This is a genomic window from Sphingobium aromaticiconvertens, from assembly GCF_037154075.1.
GTDB classification, from domain to species: Bacteria; Pseudomonadota; Alphaproteobacteria; order Sphingomonadales; family Sphingomonadaceae; genus Sphingobium; species Sphingobium aromaticiconvertens.
This window is the reverse complement of sequence record NZ_JBANRJ010000001.1, coordinates 2,579,545-2,597,721: the sequence shown is the minus strand read 5'-3', so window position 1 is coordinate 2,597,721 and position 18,177 is coordinate 2,579,545. Positions and strand designations below refer to the sequence as shown.

Below are 18,177 nucleotides of genomic sequence, written 5' to 3'. Positions count from 1 at the left end.
AGCGGCAGTCCCTGCTCTATGGAACGGCCGCACGAGCAGCAAAGAACCAAAGCAGAGACTGCTGGCGCCGGATTAATACGAAGCGAATGTCGCCACGCCACTGTCCGCAACCACGACGCCGCGTGCGGGCACCGAAGCGCGGAACCGCGCCGAGCCGTCGCCTTCATCCCAAATTTCGGTGGCGATGACATCGCCCGGTACTACCGGCGCAGTGAAGCGCTGCCGCATGGACCGCAACTGATGCGGATCGCCGTCGGCGCACTTATGGGTCAGCGCCCGGCCGATGACGCCCATGGTCGATAGTCCATGCAATATCGGTCCATCGAAGCCGACGCTCTTGGCCAGTTCCGGATCGGCATGGAGCGGATTGCGATCGCCCGACAGCCGGTATAACAGCGCCTGGTTTCGGGCCGTAGGCAGTTCGATCAGGCAGTCCGCCGGACGATCTGGTACCGTCGGTAAAGGATCGCCGGGCAGGTCACGCGGCCCACCAAAGCCCCCAGCGCCGCGCAATACCCACAGTTCCGTCATCTCGGCAACCAGCAGGCCTGACAGGGTCGAGAGCGTCCGTCGACTACGGATCATGACCGGCTTGCCGGGCCCTTTATCGGCGATGTCCTCGATCCAGCTATTGCCCACCAGTTCCCCCTCCGGCTCGATCGGCCGATGGAGTGCCAGCGTTTCCTCCCCATGGAGGATCTTCGGCCAATCCAGACCGGCCTTTGGGTCCATTGCCCAGAAACCCGGCGTTCCGAGCACAAGTGCCATCGTCGGCAGCGCCTTGAGGTCGCGTTCGTAGAGGAAATCCAGTTCGTCCACGTCCTCGCTAAGGCCTGCCCCTACGCCCAATGCGTACAGGATCGTGCTGCGCCTGTCGTAGCTCTCGCGATATTCAGGCAGTTGATAGGCACGCAGCCGATCGATATCCAGGACAGCCATCAGCTCAATTTCCGCTCATCAAGGCCCAGGCCGCGACCGATGATCTCGCGCATGATCTCGCTGGTCCCCGCGAATATCCGGCTGATACGCGCATCAGTATACATGCGGCTGATCCGATATTCCTCCATATAGCCTGCGCCGCCGTGAAGCTGAACGCACTCGTCCATCACGCGCGCCTCCAGCTCGCTCGTTAACAGCTTCGCCGCCGATGCATCCTCAGCCGTCAACTCACCCGCATTGAGCAACAATACGCACTGATCGACATAGGTCTGGAGCGCGTCCAGTTCCGCGCGCATCGTCGCCATCTTGAAACGCGTATTCTGAAAGGCGCCGATCGGCTTTCCGAAAGCCTTGCGGTCCTTCACATAATCGAGCGTGATATCGAACGCCGTCTGCGCCGTGCCCATGAAGCCGATGGCCGCGACCAGTCGTTCCTGCGCCAGAAAGCGCGCCAGATATTTGAAACCCTGCACCGGATCGCCCAGCACATTGTCCTTGGGCACCTTGACGTCGTTGAAGAAGAGTTCGGCAGTATCCTGCGCCTTCATCCCCATCTTGGCGAGCTTGCGCCCCCGCTCGAAGCCTTCCATGCCCCGCTCGACAACGAACAGGCCCAAGCCATGGCGGCTGTTGGGATCAGTACGCGCCGCGACGATCACCAAATCGCTAAGGATGCCGTTGGAAATATAGGTCTTGGCGCCGTTCAGCAGCCAGTGGTCGCCCTTATCCACGGCGGTCGAGCGCATCCCGGCCAGGTCGCTGCCGGTCGACGGCTCGGTCATGGCCACCGCCAGGATCTGCGCGCCGCTGACGATGCCGGGCATCCAGCGATCCTTCTGCGCCTCTGTCCCAAGCTTGGCGATATAGGGTGCGACCAGATCATTATGCAGGTTGATATAGAAGCCTATATCGCCGTGGCGCATATTCTCCTCGATGATGATCTGCTCGAAGCGGAAATCTTCGATCCCCGCCCCGCCATATTTCTCGTCAGCCCACGTGCAGAGCAGGCCCTGCTCACCGGCTTTCAGGAACAACTCGCGATCGACCATGCCCTGTTCGCGGAAACGCTCGGCATGGGCACCGACTTCGCTCGTCATAAACTTGACGACGCTGTCGCGAAACTGCTCATGCTCCGGTTCGAAGATCAGACGCTTCATGCCGACACCGGCTCCTTGACCGTGGTTTCCTGCGCGGGAGCATAAAAAGTCTCGCCCTTCGTCGCCTTGTCGCGCAGCCAGGCGGAGGGCAGGAAGCGCGGGCCATAGAGCTGCGCCAGACGGTCGGATTCCTTGACGAACGCCTTGATGCCGATCGTATCGATATAGCTGATCGTACCCCCGGTCCAGGTCGGAAAGCCCCAGCCATAGAGAGCGCCCAAGTCGGCGTCCTGCGGCGTCTCAAGCACGCCCTCCTCCAGACAGCGCGCCGTCTCCATCGCCTGGGCATAGAGATAGCGTGTCTTCAATTCCTCCAAATCCCAGCCATCCTTGACCGGAAAATGCTCGGCCAGGCCCTTCCACAGATGCTTCTTGCCGCCTTCGGGATAGTCGTAGAAGGCGCCGCCGGTCTTGCGACTGGAACGACCGATCTCATCCTTCATCCGGCGCATGACGGGAACGCCTGCGGGCGGGGTATATTTGTCACCTTCCTCTGCAATCGCCTGATCGACGATCTTGAGCGGGAGGTCGAGCGTCAGTTCGTCCAGCAACGCGAGTGGCCCGACCGGCATCCCGACGGCCTTGGCGGCATTTTCGATCACGGCGGGCGGCACGCCTTCCGCCAGCATGGCCGCGCCTTCATGGATCAGCATCTGGAACACGCGGCTGGTATAGAAGCCACGGCTGTCATTGACCACGATCGGCGTCTTGCGCAGCTGGGCGATGTAATCCAGCCCCTTGGCCAATGTCTCCTTGCTGGTCTGCTTGCCCATGATGACTTCGACCAGTCCCATGCGCTCGACCGGCGAGAAGAAGTGCAGGCCGATGAATTGGTCTGGACGCTTCGAGGCCTGTGCCAGTTGCGAGATCGGCAGCGTCGAGGTGTTGGACGCGAATACAACGCTCTCGGGCAGCACGGCCTCAGCCTTGCGCGTCGTTTCGGCCTTGATCCCGGTATCCTCGAATACCGCCTCGACCACCAGGTCGCACCCTTCGAGCAGGGCGAAGTCGTCCGTGGGGGTGATGCGGGCAAGCACGGCGTCAGCCTTGTCCTGCGTCGTCTTTCCCTTTTCCACCAGCTTGCCCAGCACCTTGGCTGAATAGTCCTTGCCCTTCTGCGCCGTCGCCGTGTCGCGGTCGATCAGCACGACCTCGATCCCGGCATTGGCCGATACATAGGCGATCCCTGCACCCATCATGCCCGCGCCCAGCACGCCCACCTTCTTCGCCTCGAACCTTGGAAAACCTTCGGGACGGCGCGCGCCTTTCTCGGCCGCCTGCTTCGAGATGAAGGTCGAACGAATGATGTTGCGCGCGACAGGATCGGTCAAAAGCTTGGCGAAATATTTACCCTCGACGGCGAGCGCCTTGTCGAAGGGCAACTGAAGCCCCTGGAACACCGAATTGAGGATCGCGAGCGGCGCGGGCTGGTTATAGCCGCTCTTCGCAAGCCCGCCGACCGCCATCATGTAGGCAGCCGAATCCTCAGGGATGGTCAGGCCCTTCTTCTGCGGCGGCACCCAGCCCTTTACATCCCAGGGCTTGACCGGATCTGGACCAGTTGCGAGCCACGCCTTCGCTGCGGCGGTCAGCTGGTCTACGGGCACGACCTCATCAACGATCTTCAGCTTGAGGGCTTCGGCCGGACCGACGGAACGCCCCGACAGCAGCAAGTCGAGCGCGGTCTTCATTCCCGCGAGGATACCCAGACGCACGGTGCCACCCGACCCCGGCAGAAGGCCGACATTGACTTCGGGCAGGCCGACCAGCGCCTTGGCATCATCCACCAGGATGCGATGGTGGCACGCCAGCGCCAATTCAAAGCCGCCGCCCAGCGCCAGCCCGTTGATCACCGCAACCCAGGACTTGCCCGATTGCTCGATCGCGCGGTGCATGTCGGTCGCGCGCTTGGAAAAGGCATAAGCCTCGGCCAGCGTGAGCGTACCAAAACCATTAACCAACTGCTTCAGGTCAGCGCCAGCCATGAACGTCTTCTTGCCCGACGTAAGGATGACACCCTTAATGTCCGCATCGCCCGCAATCTGCTTCGTCGCCTCCTCCATGTCGGCGATGAAGGCGTCATTGACGACGTTCATCGCGCCTTCGGCGTCGAGGGTCAGGATTGCGAAGCCATCATCGGCCTTGTCCAGTCGCATAGTCTTCATGGGAATTCCCGCTCTATAAGGTCTGTTGGCGCGCTCAAACGCGCTCGATGATGGCGGCCGTGCCAAGGCCGTTGGCGGCGCACAGGGTGATGAGGCCGGCGTTGAGATCACGGCGTTCCAGCTCGTCCAGCACAGTACCCAGGATCATCGCGCCAGTGGCGCCGAGCGGATGGCCCATGGCGATGGCGCCGCCATTGACGTTGATCTTGTCGTCGGGGATGCCCATGTCGCGCTGGTAGCGCATGACGACGCTGGCAAAGGCCTCGTTCAGCTCCCACAGATCAATGTCCTTCTCGGTCATACCGCCTGCCTTGAGCGCCTTGCGAGACACCGCCGTGGGCGCGGTCAGCATGATTGTGGGTTCCGAACCGATATTGGCGTAGGACCGGATTCTCCCGCGTGGTTTCAGCCCTGCCTTCTCGCCGAAGGCCTTCGACCCCACCAGCACCAGACCAGATCCGTCGACGATACCCGAGCTGTTGCCGCCATGATGGACGTAGTTCAGTTCCTCGATCTCGGGATATTTCGCCTTCGCCACCGCGTCGAAGCCGGCTTTGCCAAACCCTTCGAAAGCGGGCTTCAACTTGGCCAGGCTCTCCACCGTCGTACCCGGTCGCATATGCTCGTCATGGTCAAGAATGACTTCGCCCAATATGTCCTTCACCGGGACGATCGACTTCTTGAAATAACCCTGCTCCCAGGCGTGGGCGGCCTTGCGCTGGCTTTCCACGGCGAAGCTATCAACATCCTCGCGCGTATAGCCGTCGAGCGTCGCGATAATGTCGGCCCCGATACCCTGCGGGGCATAATGGTTGCTGTAGGCGATGGAAGGATCGGACGTCCAGGCGCCCGAGTCATAGCCCATGACGGTGCGGCTCATGGATTCGACGCCGCCGGCGATGCCCGCCTGGATCATGCCGGCATGGACCTGCGCCGCGATCAGGCTGACCGCATCCAGACCCGTTGCACAAAAGCGGTGAATTTGCTGCCCGGCGACGGTCTGTGCATAGCCTGCCTGAAGGACCGCGGCGCGTGCGAGCACCCCACCCTGCTCACCGACCGGCTGCGCCATGCCGATAATGACGTCATCAAGTAGCGCTGTGTCGAGATCATTGCGTTGCTGAAGCGCCTTCAGCAGTTGCGTCGCCATTTCGACCGAGGTGATCTCATGCAGCGCACCGTCCGGCCGGCCCTTGCCGCGCGGTGTGCGAACATGATCGTAGACATAGGCTTCCATCGTAAATTCCCGACCAGTGATCCGATAATTTCCTGACCCTGCTCTCGGGTCGGACGGAACTATCCGCACCTATCCAACGAAAGGCGCACGATCCGCATGGCACTGCAATCTGACCGTAATTCGAGACTGGCGGTATTTGGGAGCGGACTTCTGTGGGCATGATGGGCGAAGACAACGCCGCAATTCGCATTTCTGCGACGACGCTGGGCGATCACCTTCTCAAGGGGTGGGACAAGGAAAAGGACAACGAGGCCCTTGTCTTTCCGGGCGAACGGAAAAGCTACGGCGATGTCGTGGCCAGCGTCTTCCGGCGCGCGAGGGGGTTGAAGGCGCTCGGCATCAAGCGGGGCGATCATGTCGGCATCCTGCTGCCCTCGAGCATTGAATTTGTAGAAACGCTGTTCGCCAACGCGATGTGCGGCGCTGTATCGGTGCTGATGAACGCGCGCTACAAGGCACCGGAAATGGCCTATGTCGCGCAGAATGCCGACCTTCGGGCGATCGTCACCAACGACCTGATATCCGAGCATGTCGATTTTGGCGCCTGCCTGATCGAGGCCTTTCCCGATCTGCCAGCGACAGCCAGCCCTGCGGCGTTGACACTCGCCCACGCTCCGATGCTATCGCGGATCATCATGCTGGGAGGGCGGTCAGCGCCTGGTTTTATCGACCAGGCCATGTTCGACGCGGCGGTCGAGCAGGTCAGCGAAGCCGAAATCCATGCGACGCGCCTGACGGTCCGGGTGCGCGACACGGCCATGATCCTCTATACTTCGGGAACGTCGGCCAATCCCAAGGGCTGCCTGCTCAGCCATGAAGCCGTGACACGCGAGGCCAGCAATCTGGCCCGCTATCGCTGGGCGTTCCAGTCCGGCGAACGCGCATGGTCGCCCTTGCCGCTCTTCCATATCGCGGCCATGCTCTGCATGCTGGGGGCAATAGACGTCGGCGGCACCTTCATCGGCCAGCCCCATTTTGATGCCGGCGAAAGCCTTCGCCAGATCGAGGATGAGCGGGTGACGATGATGTTCCTGCCCTTCGTCACCTTCCATCAGGCCATGGTTGCGCATCCCAACTGGGCCACGGCGGACATGTCCTCCGTGCGGCTTCAGAACAGCTGCTTCGCCTTCATGCCGGACCGGGTGGGTCAGGCGTATCGGGAAAAGGCCCCGAACATGCTCCAGGTCGGCACCATGGGTATGACCGAGGCGACCGGCATCGTGACCACCGGCGGCTATTCCATGGCCCCCGAGATGGGGTTCCTGAAGCTGGGCTATCCGCTGGCCGGCATCGAAATGAAGATCGTCGATCCCGAGAGCGGCGACGAAATGGGGATCGACGAGCGCGGAGAAATCCTGATCCGCGGCTATAATTTGTTCGACGGCTATTATAAGGACCCGGAAAAGACGGCAGAGGCGCTCGATGCAGATGGCTGGTATCACAGCGCGGACATCGGCTCGATCGACGAACATGGGCACGTCATGTTCCATGGCCGGTTCAAGGATATGCTCAAGGTCGGCGGCGAGAACGTCGCAGCGGCCGAGGTCGAAGCCGTACTGGCAACCCACCCCGCCGTCCGATTGGCCCAGGTCATCGGCCTGCCCGACGAAAGGCTCGCCGAGATTCCCGCCGCCTATATCGAGCGCGATGGTGATGTTGCTGTGGAACCCGAAGAATTGATTGCCTACACCAAGGCGCGCCTCGCATCCTTCAAGGTGCCACGCCACATCCGGTTCATCGACGAATGGCCGATGTCGGCGTCCAAGATCCAGAAGTTCAAACTGCGCAACGCATTGATGGACGAACTGGGTATCAAGGACTGACTGGGTCAGCGCGCCGATCAAGGCGCACGACAGGAGAGTATGAATGCGGGTTATCATCACCGGAGCAGCCAGCGGTATCGGTCGCGCGTGCGCGGAATTGCTCGCCGCCGGCACTGTGATAACAGGCGAGCACAAACTGCTTCTGGCGGATCGCGACGCGGCCAATCTTAAAATCGTCGCCGATGCGATCGGTCCGGCGGCGGCCACCTGCATCGTCGATTTGGCCGAAGCGGATTGTGGGGATCGGATCGTTGCTGCGGCGCTCGCTCATATGGGCGGGATCGATGCCCTGGTGAGCAATGCCGGAATCATCATGGGCGGCGCACTGGTGGACCTGCCCGTCGGCGATTTCGATCGGATCTTTTCGATCAATACCCGATCGGCCTGGCTGCTAGCCAAGGCCGCGCACCCCCATCTCAAGGAAAGCAAGGGTGCATTCGTCGCAACCGCTTCGATGTCGGCCACAGCGCCTACGCCTGGCCTTGGCTTTTATTCATGCAGCAAGGCGGCTTTGCTGATGATGATCCGCCAGCTTTCGATCGAATGGGGGCCTGACGGGATCCGCTGCAACACCGTCTCGCCGGGGCCTACCTATACGCCCATGACGGCAGCGGGCTATCAGGACCAGACCCGCCGCGACCAGCGTGAAGCCAATATTCCACTGCGTAAACTGGGCATGGCCGAGGATGTCGCCAACGCTATCCTGTTTCTGATCGGCCCCCATTCCGGCCATATCAGCGGCATCGATGTGCTCGTCGATGGCGGTATGAGCAATATGTTGATGCCTGCCAGTGGCGGCGGCACGGGTCAGCAGCGGCAGAGCTGAAATGCTATCAGGCCGCCCTGTTCTTCAATATGCGCAGGCCCGCTTCGGGCCTCGCGCTATCCTGCCCATCGATCAACAATCGTGCGGTTGCCATCAGATGGTCGCCCAGCAGGGCCACCGCACGATCAGCGTCGCGTTCCAGGGTCGCCGCCAAAATGTCTGCATGCTCATGGACCAGATCCCGTTCGCTATTGGAAAGCGGGACAGTCAGATAGCGATACCTTTCCGACTGGGCATAGAGCCAGCCACGCATCCGCAGGAGCCATGGACTATCGCACGCCGCAACCAGCGCGTGATGAAACGCGCCATGAGCATCGGCATAATCTTCGTTCAGGCGGGCCGAGTCGGCGGGATCGCGCGTGGGCGTCTTGCTGAGACGATGCGCTGCACTGACGATCGCCGATTCCCAGTCGAGTCCACCCCGCGCGATCGCGCGGCGCAGGCATTGCCCCTCAATGTCGCTCCGCACAGCCACAAGGTCAGTGAGATCGCCGATCGAGATGGGCGTCGCGCGAAAGCCGCGCGCATCGTCCAGCGTTACAAATCCTTCCGAAGTGAGGCGCGACAGCGCTTCGCGCACCGCGCCGAGGCTAAACCCCAGACCATCGGAGATATCCTTTATGTTGATCTTCTCCCCCGGCACCAATCGGCAGGTCAGAAGATCTTCGCGCAACCTGCGATAGGCCTGCTCGGTCAAGCTCAACTTTTTGCTCATACCCAAAAGCTATAGCAGCTTTGAAACAGCACGCAAATCTATATAGTATATTTTGTCTTTTAGAATATATTTCATATTGACCCGGTTGTCGACCGGTTCCACGGTGGCCTGGTTTCAGGAGGATCGAATCATGCGTTTAGCTAAGGTTTCAAAAAACGGGCAGACCGGCTTGGCAGTCGATACAGGTGCAGGCTTCAAGGCGCTGTTCGGCAATGCCGCGCTCCATGATCTCGACGCGCTGATCGCGCAGGGCGGCGATGCGCTGACAAAGGCGGGCGAGGCCGTCGTGGCTGGTGGCGAGGACGTCAGCCTTGACGACCTGACCTTCCTCCCGCCCCTGGTGAAGGCACCCAAGATTCTCTGCCTTGGGCTGAACTACAAGGATCATGCCGCCGAGGGCGGCTTCGAGGTGCCGGAATTTCCAACGGTGTTCGGGCGGTTTAATTCCAGCCTGATCGGCCATGGCGCTCCGATCATCAAACCGCCCTGCTCCGATCAGCTAGACTATGAAGCGGAAATGGTGGCGGTAGTCGGCAAGCCCGGCAAGGATATCGCCAAGGAGGATGCCCTCACCCACATCGTGGCCTACTCGGTGTTCAACGACGGCTCCATCCGCGACTATCAGCTCAAGACACCGCAATGGACCGTCGGCAAGAATTTCGACGACACCGGCGCCTTTGGCCCCTGGTTAGTAACCGCCGACGAATTACCCGCTGGCGGAGCAGGCCTCAAGATCGAGACACGCCTCAACGGCCAGACGGTGCAGAGCGCCAACACGTCCGACATGGTGTTCGACGTGGTCGACACCGTCGCCTTGCTATCGACCTGCTTCACGCTCGAAGCAGGCGACGTGCTGGTGATGGGAACGCCGTCGGGCATTGGCCTAGCGCGCAATCCTCCCCTGTTCATGAAGGACGGGGACGTGTGCGAAGTGGAGATCGAAAAGATCGGCCTGCTGGTCAATCCGATCAAGGCGGCCTGATCTACGGTGGGGCGGTGTCTCTCAGCGCCGCCCCACCAGCCAAGGAGGACAGGATGAACGAAAAGAGCACCGCCGGACGCCGCGCCAATGTGCTGGGCATCCATTCCATCGACCATTTCGCGGTTGAAGTGCCCGAATTGGAAGATGCGCGCCGTTTCTATACCCTCTTTGGCCTCGATGTGCGGGACAAGGATGGTAGGCTGGAACTGTATACGCGGGGCAACCCGCATCGCTGGGCTATCATCAGCCAAGGCGGCGATACCAGGCGCCTGTGCTATCTGAGCTTCGGCGTCTACCCCGATGAGATGGCGGCCTTCCGCTCGCACCTTGATGATTGTGGCGTCCAGCTGATCGAGGCGCCCGCAGGCGCCGAAACCAGCGGCATCTGGTTCAGCGGCTTTGACGGTCTGCCGATCAATGTACGCGCAGCGGACAAGGCAACGCCCTCCGAAAAGAGCCACTTTTCCTTCGTAAGTTCCGAACCGGGCAAGTCCGGGGCCATACCCAACAGCAAGGCGCCACCGGTGCATCCGCGGCGACTGTCGCACTTTGCGATATTCACTACAGATGTGAACGCCGCGATCGACTATTATGAAAAAACACTCGGCTTGCGACTGTCCGACAAGAGCGAGCCGGCCGTAGCATTTCTGCACGGTGTGCATGGCAGCGACCACCATCTGCTCGCGCTCGTGCTGTCGGACCGGCGCGGTATGCATCATAACAGTTGGGACGTTGGTTCGGTCATGGAAGTCGGGCTTGGCGGCGCAACCATGGCACGCGCGGGCTATGGCCCCAATTGGGGCGTCGGCCAGCATGTGCTGGGCGCCAACTATTTCTATTATGTCCGCGATCCGTGGGGCAGTTTCAGTGAATATTCCGCCGACATCGACTTCATCCCGCATGATGTCGACTGGCCCTCGGCCAATCATGCGCCGGAAGACAGCATGTTCCTCTGGGGGCCAGACCCCTTCCCCGAATTTATCCAGAATACAGAACCTGCGGAGGCCTGATTGCCATGACCACTTTCGTTCTACTCCACGGCGGCGGCATGGGCGGCTGGACGTGGAAATATGTCCGTGAACTGCTCGAGGCCAAGGGGCATAAGGTTTATACACCAACCTTCACCGGCTTTGGCGAACGCGTGCATCTGATCGGCCGCGATGTGGGCAACGCGACCCATGTGCAGGACATCGTCAACGTCTTCCACTATGAAGATCTGCACGATGTCGTGCTGGTGGCGCACAGCTATGCCGGTACTGTCGCGCCAGGCGTCATCGCCCAGGTCGGCGATCGCATCGCCTCCATCATCTATCTCGACGCCATCGTGCCCCATTCAGGCGAGCGGATCGCTTCGCTGATGGGCTATGTCCCAGAAGAGCAATTGGCCGCCCTGGACGCCATGCTGGAGGCAGGTGCAGGCCCGATCGGCTCGGGCGTTGACGAAATGCAGCGCGCCGCAGCCAAGGAGCATCCGCATCTCATGGCTCCCGAGCGGGAGAAATGGCTGCTCGACAATCTATCCGATCAGCCGATGAAGGCGACGGCCTGCGTCATCCCGGTAGGCGCGGAAACCATCAAACGGCCAGTCGACTATATCGCCGCGGCCGTCACGGTGATGACCGCCATGCACGATCGCGCCCGCGCGCTCGGTTGGACGATCCACAGTCATCCGGGCGACCATGCCCTGCTGGTCGGCGACCCCGAAGGCACGACTGATCTGATCCTGAAAATCGCCGCACAACAGGTGGCGGTATGAACCCTAATGACCTGTTTTCCGTTCGAGGCCGGGTCGCCGTCGTCACTGGCGGCTCGAGCGGCATCGGCCGCCATATCGCTACGGGCTTCGCGGCGGCGGGGGCGAAGGTCTATATCTGCGCCCGCACCGAGGCCAAGGTCATGGCCGCTGCAAAGGACATCAGCGACACGACCGGCGGCACCTGCATCGGCCTTGCCGCCGACCTCTCCGCTCTGTCCGGCATTGGCGCGCTGGTGGAGAAGATAGCTGCAATCGAAAGCGCGCTGCATATCCTGGTCAACAACGCCGGAACGATGGCCGATGCACCAATCGACGACTATAGGGAGGAGGATTGGGATCAGGTCATCGACCTCAATCTCAAGGCACCCTTTTTCATCCTCCAGAAGTTCCTGCCGCTATTGCGCGCTGGGGGAACGGCGGAGCGTCCGGCATCGCTCATCAATATCGGTTCCGTCGGCGCGCTGAAGATCGGACCCAAGGAAAATTACGCCTATCAGGCGTCCAAAAGCGCAATCCACTGGATGGCAAAGGGTCTGGCCAAGCGCCTTGGTCGCGACCACATCACCGCAAATGTGATTGCGCCGGGCTTCTTCGAGTCCGAAATGACTGTCATCGCGTCGGAAGAAATGCGCAAGATGGTCGAGAGCATGGTCCCGCGTGGCCGGGTCGGCACGCCAGAGGATCTTGCCGGGACCGCCATCTATCTCGCCTCGCGCGCCGGCGCTTATGTCACAGGATCGGTCATCCCGGTCGAAGGTGGATTGTCGATCTGATATGACCCAGCTTCATTTCGTCGCCATTGGCGGCACCATGCGTGCCCATTCCTCGACGGAGCGCGCCCTGCGGAAGGCACTCTCTATCGCGGAGGCACGCGGCGCGCGCACCACATTACTATCCGGCGAAGCGATTAATTTTCCGCCTTATGCGCCGGAAAATGCCGATCGGTCTGCAATCGCCCGTAGCTATATCGAAACGCTGCGTTCTGCCGACGCCATCATCCTCGGATCGCCCGGCTATCACGGCGCGATCTCGGGCTTCGTCAAGAATGCGCTCGACTATGTCGAAGATATGAGCCGCGACGACCGCTGCTATTTCGACGGCCTGCCGGTAGGCTGTATTGCAACAGCGGCGGGCTGGCAGGCGGCCGTCGCAACGCTCCAGCAGTTGCGCGCCATTACCCACGCCTTGCGCGGCTGGCCAACCCCGCTCGGCATCGCGATCAACACGGTCGGCGGCGATGGTGACCCCATCGAGCAGGCGCCGATTCCCGACCATCTCGCGATGATGGTGGACCAGTTGTTCCACTTCTGCGGGCGCCCCACCCTATAGAGCGATAGGTTCTCAGCACGCCCGACAGGTGCCTAGTGGTCGGGCAAAGAGAACAGGAAAGACGATGGATTTTTCGCTCACCGAGGAGCAGCAGGCGTTCCGCGATATCGTTCGCCGCTGGGTTGAAGCCGAAGCACCCAAGGACTGGATGCGCGCGCTGGAGGCCGACGAGGAAAATTACCCCTACGCGCTGTGGGACAAGATTGCCGAGCAGGGCTTCTTTGGCATCGGCATACCAGAGGAATATGGCGGGTTGGGCGGCGACGTCATGATGCAAATGATCTTCGCCCGCGAATTTTCGCGCACGGCGGGTGGGCTGCTCTGGGTCTGGGGCCTCACCTCCTTCGGCGGGGCCAAGACGATCAGCGCGGTCGGCACCGAGGAACAGAAAAATCTTTGGCTCCGCCCGATGGCGCAAGGCAAGCTGCGCGTCTCACTCTCCATGACCGAGCCGGACGGCGGCACCGACGTTCTGGGCGCGATGAAGACCCACGCCGAAAAGGTCGAAGGCGGCTGGAAATTGAACGGCGCGAAGATGTGGACGACGGGAGCGAAGGCCGCCGACCGTCTACTCGTCCTCGCCCGTACCGACAAGAATGTCAAAAAGAAGCATCATGGCCTGACCATGTTTTTCGTCGATGCGAAATCGCCCGGCATCACCGCTTCGCTCCTGCCCAAACTGGGTATGCGCGCGATGGGGTCATGCGAAGTCCATTATGAGGATGTATTTGTTCCCGACGCGGATGTGCTCGGCGAGCCCGGCCAAGCCTGGTATGCCATGCTGCCCACCTTGAACAATGAGCGGATCATGGTCGGCGCACAATGTCTGGGCGCGATCGACGGCGTCCTCGAAGACGCGCTCGACTATATGAAGCAGCGCAAGGCCTTTGGCGGGATCATCGGGCGTTTCCAGATACTCCAACATTATGTCGCCGACATAGCCACCTGGCAGAAAACGACCGAGTTGCTGCTCAACAATGTCGCGTGGATGCAGGCCAATGGCATGCCCTGCGGCGTTGAGGCGAACATGCTCAAGATGGTCGCTACCGAGAATGCGGTGAAGGCTGCCGACCTGGGAATCCAGATCCTCGGCGGCATGGGCTATTCGGCGGAAACCGACATGCAACGTTACTGGCGCGACCTTCGGATTTTGCGGATGACACCGATCAGCAACGAGATGGTTCGCAACACGATCGCCGAAAGTCTCGGCTTGCCGCGCTCTTTCTGAAAGGATCAGCCATGAGCGATCTCGACGACCTGCCCCCCGCCCCCGACGCCGCTGGCACATCGCTGGACGGCTCGACGATATTCACCATCACGGCGGAGGAAAATGCGGCGCTGTGCCGTTCGACCGGCATCGAACCGGCCAGCGACGGCACCGCGCACCCCATTTATTACTACATCGCGACCCAGGTCGCGATGGGAAAGACTGTTGCTGGCGTCTGCGAAGCCTGCGCGTTCAATGTCGAGGATGGCCCGATGATGGGCAGCAGCGGTGTGCGTTTTGACGCGCCGCTCAAGGTCGGCGAAAGCTACAAGGTCACGGGCGAAATCCTCAGCCTCATCCGCAAGCGCAGCCGCAAGCTCGGCGTCATGGACGTCCTCACCTACCGCCTGCGCCTCCATTTGCTCAACGGAACGCAACTGCTTGAAACTGACAATGTGTGGGTACTGCCACGCAAGGAGTTCGCCGCATGACCTATCAAGTTGGCGATGCGCTGCCGCCCTTCACGATCGAAAGCGTCAGTCCGGAAGCCATGAAGCAATGGGCCGTTTTCCTGGCCGATCCCAACCCTATCCATCTCGACGTCGAAGTGGTGAAGGCCAAAGGGCTGGGGGATCGCGTGATCAATCAGGGGCCGATCAACGTCGCCTATATGATGAACATGCTGATCAACGCCTTCCCCGGTGGACGGATCAAGACGATGGATTCGCGCTTTCTGGACAATGTCTATGGCGGCGATCACGCAACCGTGAGCGGCAATGTCGCAGCGATTGAAGGTAATAGCATCACCTGCGAATTCACGCTGGATGTCGACGGGCGGGGCACCGTTAATTCCGGAACCGCAATAATAGAAATCTAAATAATCCGAGGAGAAAGATTATGCCTAGCGGACCTTTTGCTCATGTTTGCATGGTCGTGCGCGACCTTGACAAGGCGATCGAGGACTGGACCAAAATCCTGCGCGTATTGGACCCTGCGTCTCTGGAAGAGCGGATCGTCAAATATGACGAATTTTCCAGCGGCGCCGATGCCGGAATGCGGTGGGCAACATTCGTCAACAAGGGCGGCACTGAAATCCAGTTCATTCAGCCTGCCCCCGGCACACCCATGGGCGATCGTCTCGACAAGGTGGGCGAGCATGTCCATCATCTCTGCTTCGCGACGGACGACGTGCCTGGATCAATGGAGAAGCTCAAGGCCGAAGGGCTGCACCTGCCTGGCGAAGGCAAGACCTATAATGATCCTGACATGACCTGGCAGAAATGGAGCTGGGTTGGCGCGAAGAGCACCCATGGCTGCCTGATCGAAGTGGCATCACCCTATGAAAGCCGCAATGATGGAAAATGGCACCATGCTCCCGGCAAATTTGCCTATCAGGGTCCGGGCGAGCACCCCTCTTTTGGCGAACTCGTACCACCGGCTGCCGCTGAATAGCCTATCGGACCTGGCACAATGACAGCAAAGCGGATCATTTTGCCGGGTGACGGCGTGGATATGGTCGCGGACGCCTATGGCGACCCGACCGCCCCACCCGTCTGCTTCTTTCATGGTGGCGGACAGAGCCGCAGATCATGGGCAGGATCGGCGCGACGCGTGGCGAGCGCAGGATATTACGGACTTAGCTTCGATCTTCGCGGGCATGGGGACAGCGGGTGGGCTGCCGATGGCGACTATCTGCTCGAAGCCTATGGACGCGACGTCGAAGCCATAGTCGCATCCCTTGCCCGCCCAACGGCTTTGGTGGGTGCATCACGCGGGGGACAGTCCGCATTGGTAGGCGGATCGCGGCGCCCCGATCAGGTCCGGCTCATCATGCTGGCCGATGTCGCGCCTCAGATCGTCGATACAGGCGTGGATAATATCCGCGACTTTTTTCGTGCGTCCGACGGAGGGTTTGCATCGCTTGAGGATGCGGCCGACGCTCTGCACCATCATCTTGGCCAACCGCGCCTGCCAAATGTATCCGGTCTCGCCAAATCAATGCGAAAGCAGGGCGACCGGCTTTTCTGGCATTGGGACCCCCGCTCCACTTTGCCAGAATTTTTGCATCCAGCCTCCGAAGGAGACGCCTTGTTGGCGGCGGCGCAGCGGGTCACGGCACCCGTCGTGCTGGTGAAGGCGGAACTGAGCGACATCCTCTCGGACGAGAGTGTTGCAACGTTCCAACGCCTTACACCGCAGTTGCAGGTCGAGATAGCGCACGGCGTAGGCCATATGTTCACGGGCGATCATAATGATGCCTTCGCCGAGCGATTGCTGTACCACCTTGGGGAGCATATGCCCCTATGAACAGGGGCGCAGCCTTTGTGGTCGGCGGCACCGGAGGCCTTGGCAGCGCAGTCTGCCACCGACTGGTTTCCGACTGGGACGGCATCGCCATCGGTTACCGCTCCAGCAGCGACAAGGCGCAGGCGGTCATCGAGACACTCGGTGATGCAGCCGACAAAGCGCTCGCCATTCCGTGCGACCTGATGAATTGGCACAGCATCGACGCCGGGATTCGCGCCGCCATCGATCGTTTTGGCGCGATCGGCACGATGATCTTCGCAAGCGGCGTCGAAATCCCACAGCCCTTCGTCAGCCAAATCGTGGAAGATCAATGGCGCGAGGTGATCGAGGTCGAACTGATCGGCTTCACCCGTATCGTCTCGGCCACTCTGCCCCATTTCCGTGCCCAGGGTTTCGGCAATTTCGTGTCGGTCGTGTCGGTCGCCAACTATTGCTTCCCGCCCGGTGACGCGCTTTCGTCCGTGCCCAAGGCGGGGATAGAGGCGCTGGGCCGGGCGATCGCCAAGGAGGAAGGACGCTACGGTATCCGCGCCAACATGGTCGCCCCCGGCATCATTGATGCCGGGCTGGGCGCCGATTTCCTCAAGACGCTCTACACCCCGAAAATCTGGGAAACCCAACGCAAGCGCATCGCGCTGCAACGCTTTGGCGGTGGCGACGATATTGCCGAGGCTGTCGCTTTCCTCGCGTCGGACCGGGCACAATATATAACCGGACAGACATTGATCGTCGATGGCGGTTTTAGCCTGTAAGGACGATAGCCAACATGCCCAAATTCACCTTGTCGCTACCGATAAAGACAGTCACCGACTTCGGCGAACCTATCCAGATCACCGCGACACTCGCCCTGCCCGATGTTTTTGCCGAAGACGGCTTCGAGTTGCTCGTCTGCCTGCATGGCGGCACCTACAGCCGCTGGTATTGGGACGCGCAGATTGACGGCTGCCCGGACTATAGTTTCGTCGATCATTTCGTCGCACGCGGCAAGGCGGTCCTCACCCTCGATGCCTTGGGCATGGGCGAAAGCAGCCGTCCCTCTTGTGAAGCTTTCCTGACCAGTAGCGTCGCCGCTCAGGTACATCATGACGCGCTGGCGGCTGTTCTCGATCGTCTGAAATCCGGCGATCTCGGTCCCGCGCCCGTCGGAAGGATGCGACGGATCACAGGCATAGGTCATTCAATGGGCGGGATGCTGACAATCGTGCAACAGGCCATCTTCGCCAGTTTCGATCAAGTCGCGATCCTGGGATTCACCAATATCGGCCTCGCCATGGCGGATGACGTCCGGGCCAACCTCAGCGCACACGTCGCAGACCCCGGCTATTCCTTGCCCGATCGCATCACGATGCGGCACTATTTCCATGCCCCAGACGTACCCGAAGCGGTTATCGCTGTCGACGACGCACAGGCCTCGCCCACACCTAACAGCTATGGACGGCTGGCGATCGTGCCTGGCGGCGTGGCGAAGGAAGCGGGCACCATAACCGCGCCCGTCTATCTCCATTTCGCCGACATTGACGTTAGCCCCGCACCCCATGCCGAACCGGCGTGCTACCCAGGGTCACGCCATGTGACGCTGACCACCCTTCCCGATGGAGCCCATTGCCACAATTTCGCGTCCACCCGTGTAGCAAGTTGGCAGATGCTCGATCGGTGGATCGACAGGATCGGGTAAGGCCAGCGCTAGACCTTGAACCCACACAAACGCTCCCCCGGCCGGCCCTATGCCGTCCG

Annotated in this window: 19 protein-coding genes; 14 read left to right on the top strand and 5 right to left on the bottom strand. The window is 60.9% G+C overall.

Annotated features, from left to right (window positions below; translation table 11 throughout):
• Positions 1-72: 72 nt before the first annotated feature.
• From WFR25_RS12475 to WFR25_RS12460, 4 genes are read right to left on the bottom strand one after another with little or no spacing between them, the layout of a single operon-like run.
• Entirely contained in the window at positions 73-939 is an 867-nt protein-coding gene (locus WFR25_RS12475) for a MaoC/PaaZ C-terminal domain-containing protein (RefSeq protein WP_336971288.1), read from the bottom strand.
• Positions 939-2,096, bottom strand: coding sequence for an acyl-CoA dehydrogenase family protein (locus tag WFR25_RS12470; protein WP_336971287.1), 1,158 nt, complete (start codon positions 2,094-2,096; stop codon positions 939-941). Before WFR25_RS12470 ends, WFR25_RS12475 begins: the two co-directional genes overlap by 1 nt.
• Complete coding sequence (locus WFR25_RS12465) at positions 2,093-4,252, bottom strand: 3-hydroxyacyl-CoA dehydrogenase NAD-binding domain-containing protein (RefSeq protein WP_419723201.1); 2,160 nt, start codon at positions 4,250-4,252, stop codon at positions 2,093-2,095. The genes WFR25_RS12470 and WFR25_RS12465 overlap by 4 nt, the downstream gene beginning before the upstream one ends.
• A 43-nt stretch (positions 4,253-4,295) precedes the next feature.
• A complete protein-coding gene (locus WFR25_RS12460; RefSeq protein ID WP_336971284.1) occupies positions 4,296-5,498 on the bottom strand; it encodes an acetyl-CoA C-acetyltransferase in 1,203 nt (400 codons plus the stop codon).
• Between the two features lie 158 nt (positions 5,499-5,656).
• On the opposite strand from WFR25_RS12460, the gene WFR25_RS12455 reads away from it, so the two are divergent.
• Complete coding sequence (locus WFR25_RS12455) at positions 5,657-7,321, top strand: class I adenylate-forming enzyme family protein (RefSeq protein WP_336971283.1); 1,665 nt, start codon at positions 5,657-5,659, stop codon at positions 7,319-7,321.
• A 43-nt stretch (positions 7,322-7,364) separates the two neighbouring features.
• Positions 7,365-8,147 (top strand): SDR family NAD(P)-dependent oxidoreductase, encoded by a 783-nt coding sequence (locus tag WFR25_RS12450; protein ID WP_336971282.1) that lies wholly within the window; start codon positions 7,365-7,367, stop codon positions 8,145-8,147.
• A 7-nt stretch (positions 8,148-8,154) separates the two neighbouring features.
• Here WFR25_RS12450 and WFR25_RS12445 read toward each other — a convergent pair whose 3' ends face one another.
• Complete coding sequence (locus WFR25_RS12445) at positions 8,155-8,850, bottom strand: GntR family transcriptional regulator (protein ID WP_336971281.1); 696 nt, start codon at positions 8,848-8,850, stop codon at positions 8,155-8,157.
• 142 nt (positions 8,851-8,992) lie between these two features.
• Here WFR25_RS12445 and WFR25_RS12440 point away from each other — a divergent pair, with 142 nt between their 5' ends.
• The 12 genes from WFR25_RS12440 (at position 8,993) to WFR25_RS12385 (ending at position 18,118) form a co-directional block, all read left to right on the top strand.
• Positions 8,993-9,844, top strand: coding sequence for a fumarylacetoacetate hydrolase family protein (locus WFR25_RS12440; RefSeq protein ID WP_336971280.1), 852 nt, complete (start codon positions 8,993-8,995; stop codon positions 9,842-9,844).
• Positions 9,845-9,897: 53 nt separating this feature from the next.
• Positions 9,898-10,854 carry a VOC family protein gene (locus WFR25_RS12435; protein WP_336971278.1) on the top strand — a complete coding sequence of 319 codons (957 nt, stop codon included), beginning with the start codon at positions 9,898-9,900 and terminating at the stop codon, positions 10,852-10,854.
• Between the two features lie 5 nt (positions 10,855-10,859).
• Positions 10,860-11,600: an alpha/beta fold hydrolase gene (locus WFR25_RS12430; protein ID WP_336971277.1), complete on the top strand. Its 741-nt coding sequence runs from the start codon at positions 10,860-10,862 to the stop codon at positions 11,598-11,600.
• The gene (locus WFR25_RS12425) at positions 11,597-12,373 is read left to right on the top strand and encodes an SDR family oxidoreductase (protein WP_336971276.1); all 777 of its coding nucleotides are present in this window, start codon (positions 11,597-11,599) and stop codon (positions 12,371-12,373) included. Before WFR25_RS12430 ends, WFR25_RS12425 begins: the two co-directional genes overlap by 4 nt.
• 1 nt (position 12,374) lies before the next feature.
• Positions 12,375-12,929, top strand: coding sequence for an NADPH-dependent FMN reductase (locus tag WFR25_RS12420; RefSeq protein ID WP_336971275.1), 555 nt, complete (start codon positions 12,375-12,377; stop codon positions 12,927-12,929).
• 64 nt (positions 12,930-12,993) lie between these two features.
• A complete protein-coding gene (locus tag WFR25_RS12415) occupies positions 12,994-14,157 on the top strand; it encodes an acyl-CoA dehydrogenase family protein (RefSeq protein WP_336971274.1) in 1,164 nt (387 codons plus the stop codon).
• An 11-nt stretch (positions 14,158-14,168) separates the two neighbouring features.
• Entirely contained in the window at positions 14,169-14,627 is a 459-nt protein-coding gene (locus tag WFR25_RS12410; protein ID WP_336971272.1) for a hotdog family protein, read from the top strand.
• On the top strand, positions 14,624-15,013 hold the full coding sequence (locus tag WFR25_RS12405) for a MaoC family dehydratase (protein WP_336971271.1): 390 nt from the start codon (positions 14,624-14,626) through the stop codon (positions 15,011-15,013). Before WFR25_RS12410 ends, WFR25_RS12405 begins: the two co-directional genes overlap by 4 nt.
• A gap of 20 nt (positions 15,014-15,033) precedes the next feature.
• The gene (locus tag WFR25_RS12400; protein ID WP_336971270.1) at positions 15,034-15,588 is read left to right on the top strand and encodes a VOC family protein; all 555 of its coding nucleotides are present in this window, start codon (positions 15,034-15,036) and stop codon (positions 15,586-15,588) included.
• A gap of 18 nt (positions 15,589-15,606) precedes the next feature.
• Positions 15,607-16,443: an alpha/beta fold hydrolase gene (locus WFR25_RS12395; protein ID WP_336971269.1), complete on the top strand. Its 837-nt coding sequence runs from the start codon at positions 15,607-15,609 to the stop codon at positions 16,441-16,443.
• Positions 16,440-17,195, top strand: a complete 756-nt coding sequence (locus tag WFR25_RS12390; RefSeq protein ID WP_336971268.1) for an SDR family NAD(P)-dependent oxidoreductase — start codon at positions 16,440-16,442, stop codon at positions 17,193-17,195. Before WFR25_RS12395 ends, WFR25_RS12390 begins: the two co-directional genes overlap by 4 nt.
• A 14-nt stretch (positions 17,196-17,209) precedes the next feature.
• Positions 17,210-18,118: an alpha/beta fold hydrolase gene (locus tag WFR25_RS12385; protein WP_336971267.1), complete on the top strand. Its 909-nt coding sequence runs from the start codon at positions 17,210-17,212 to the stop codon at positions 18,116-18,118.
• Positions 18,119-18,177 lie beyond the last annotated feature (59 nt).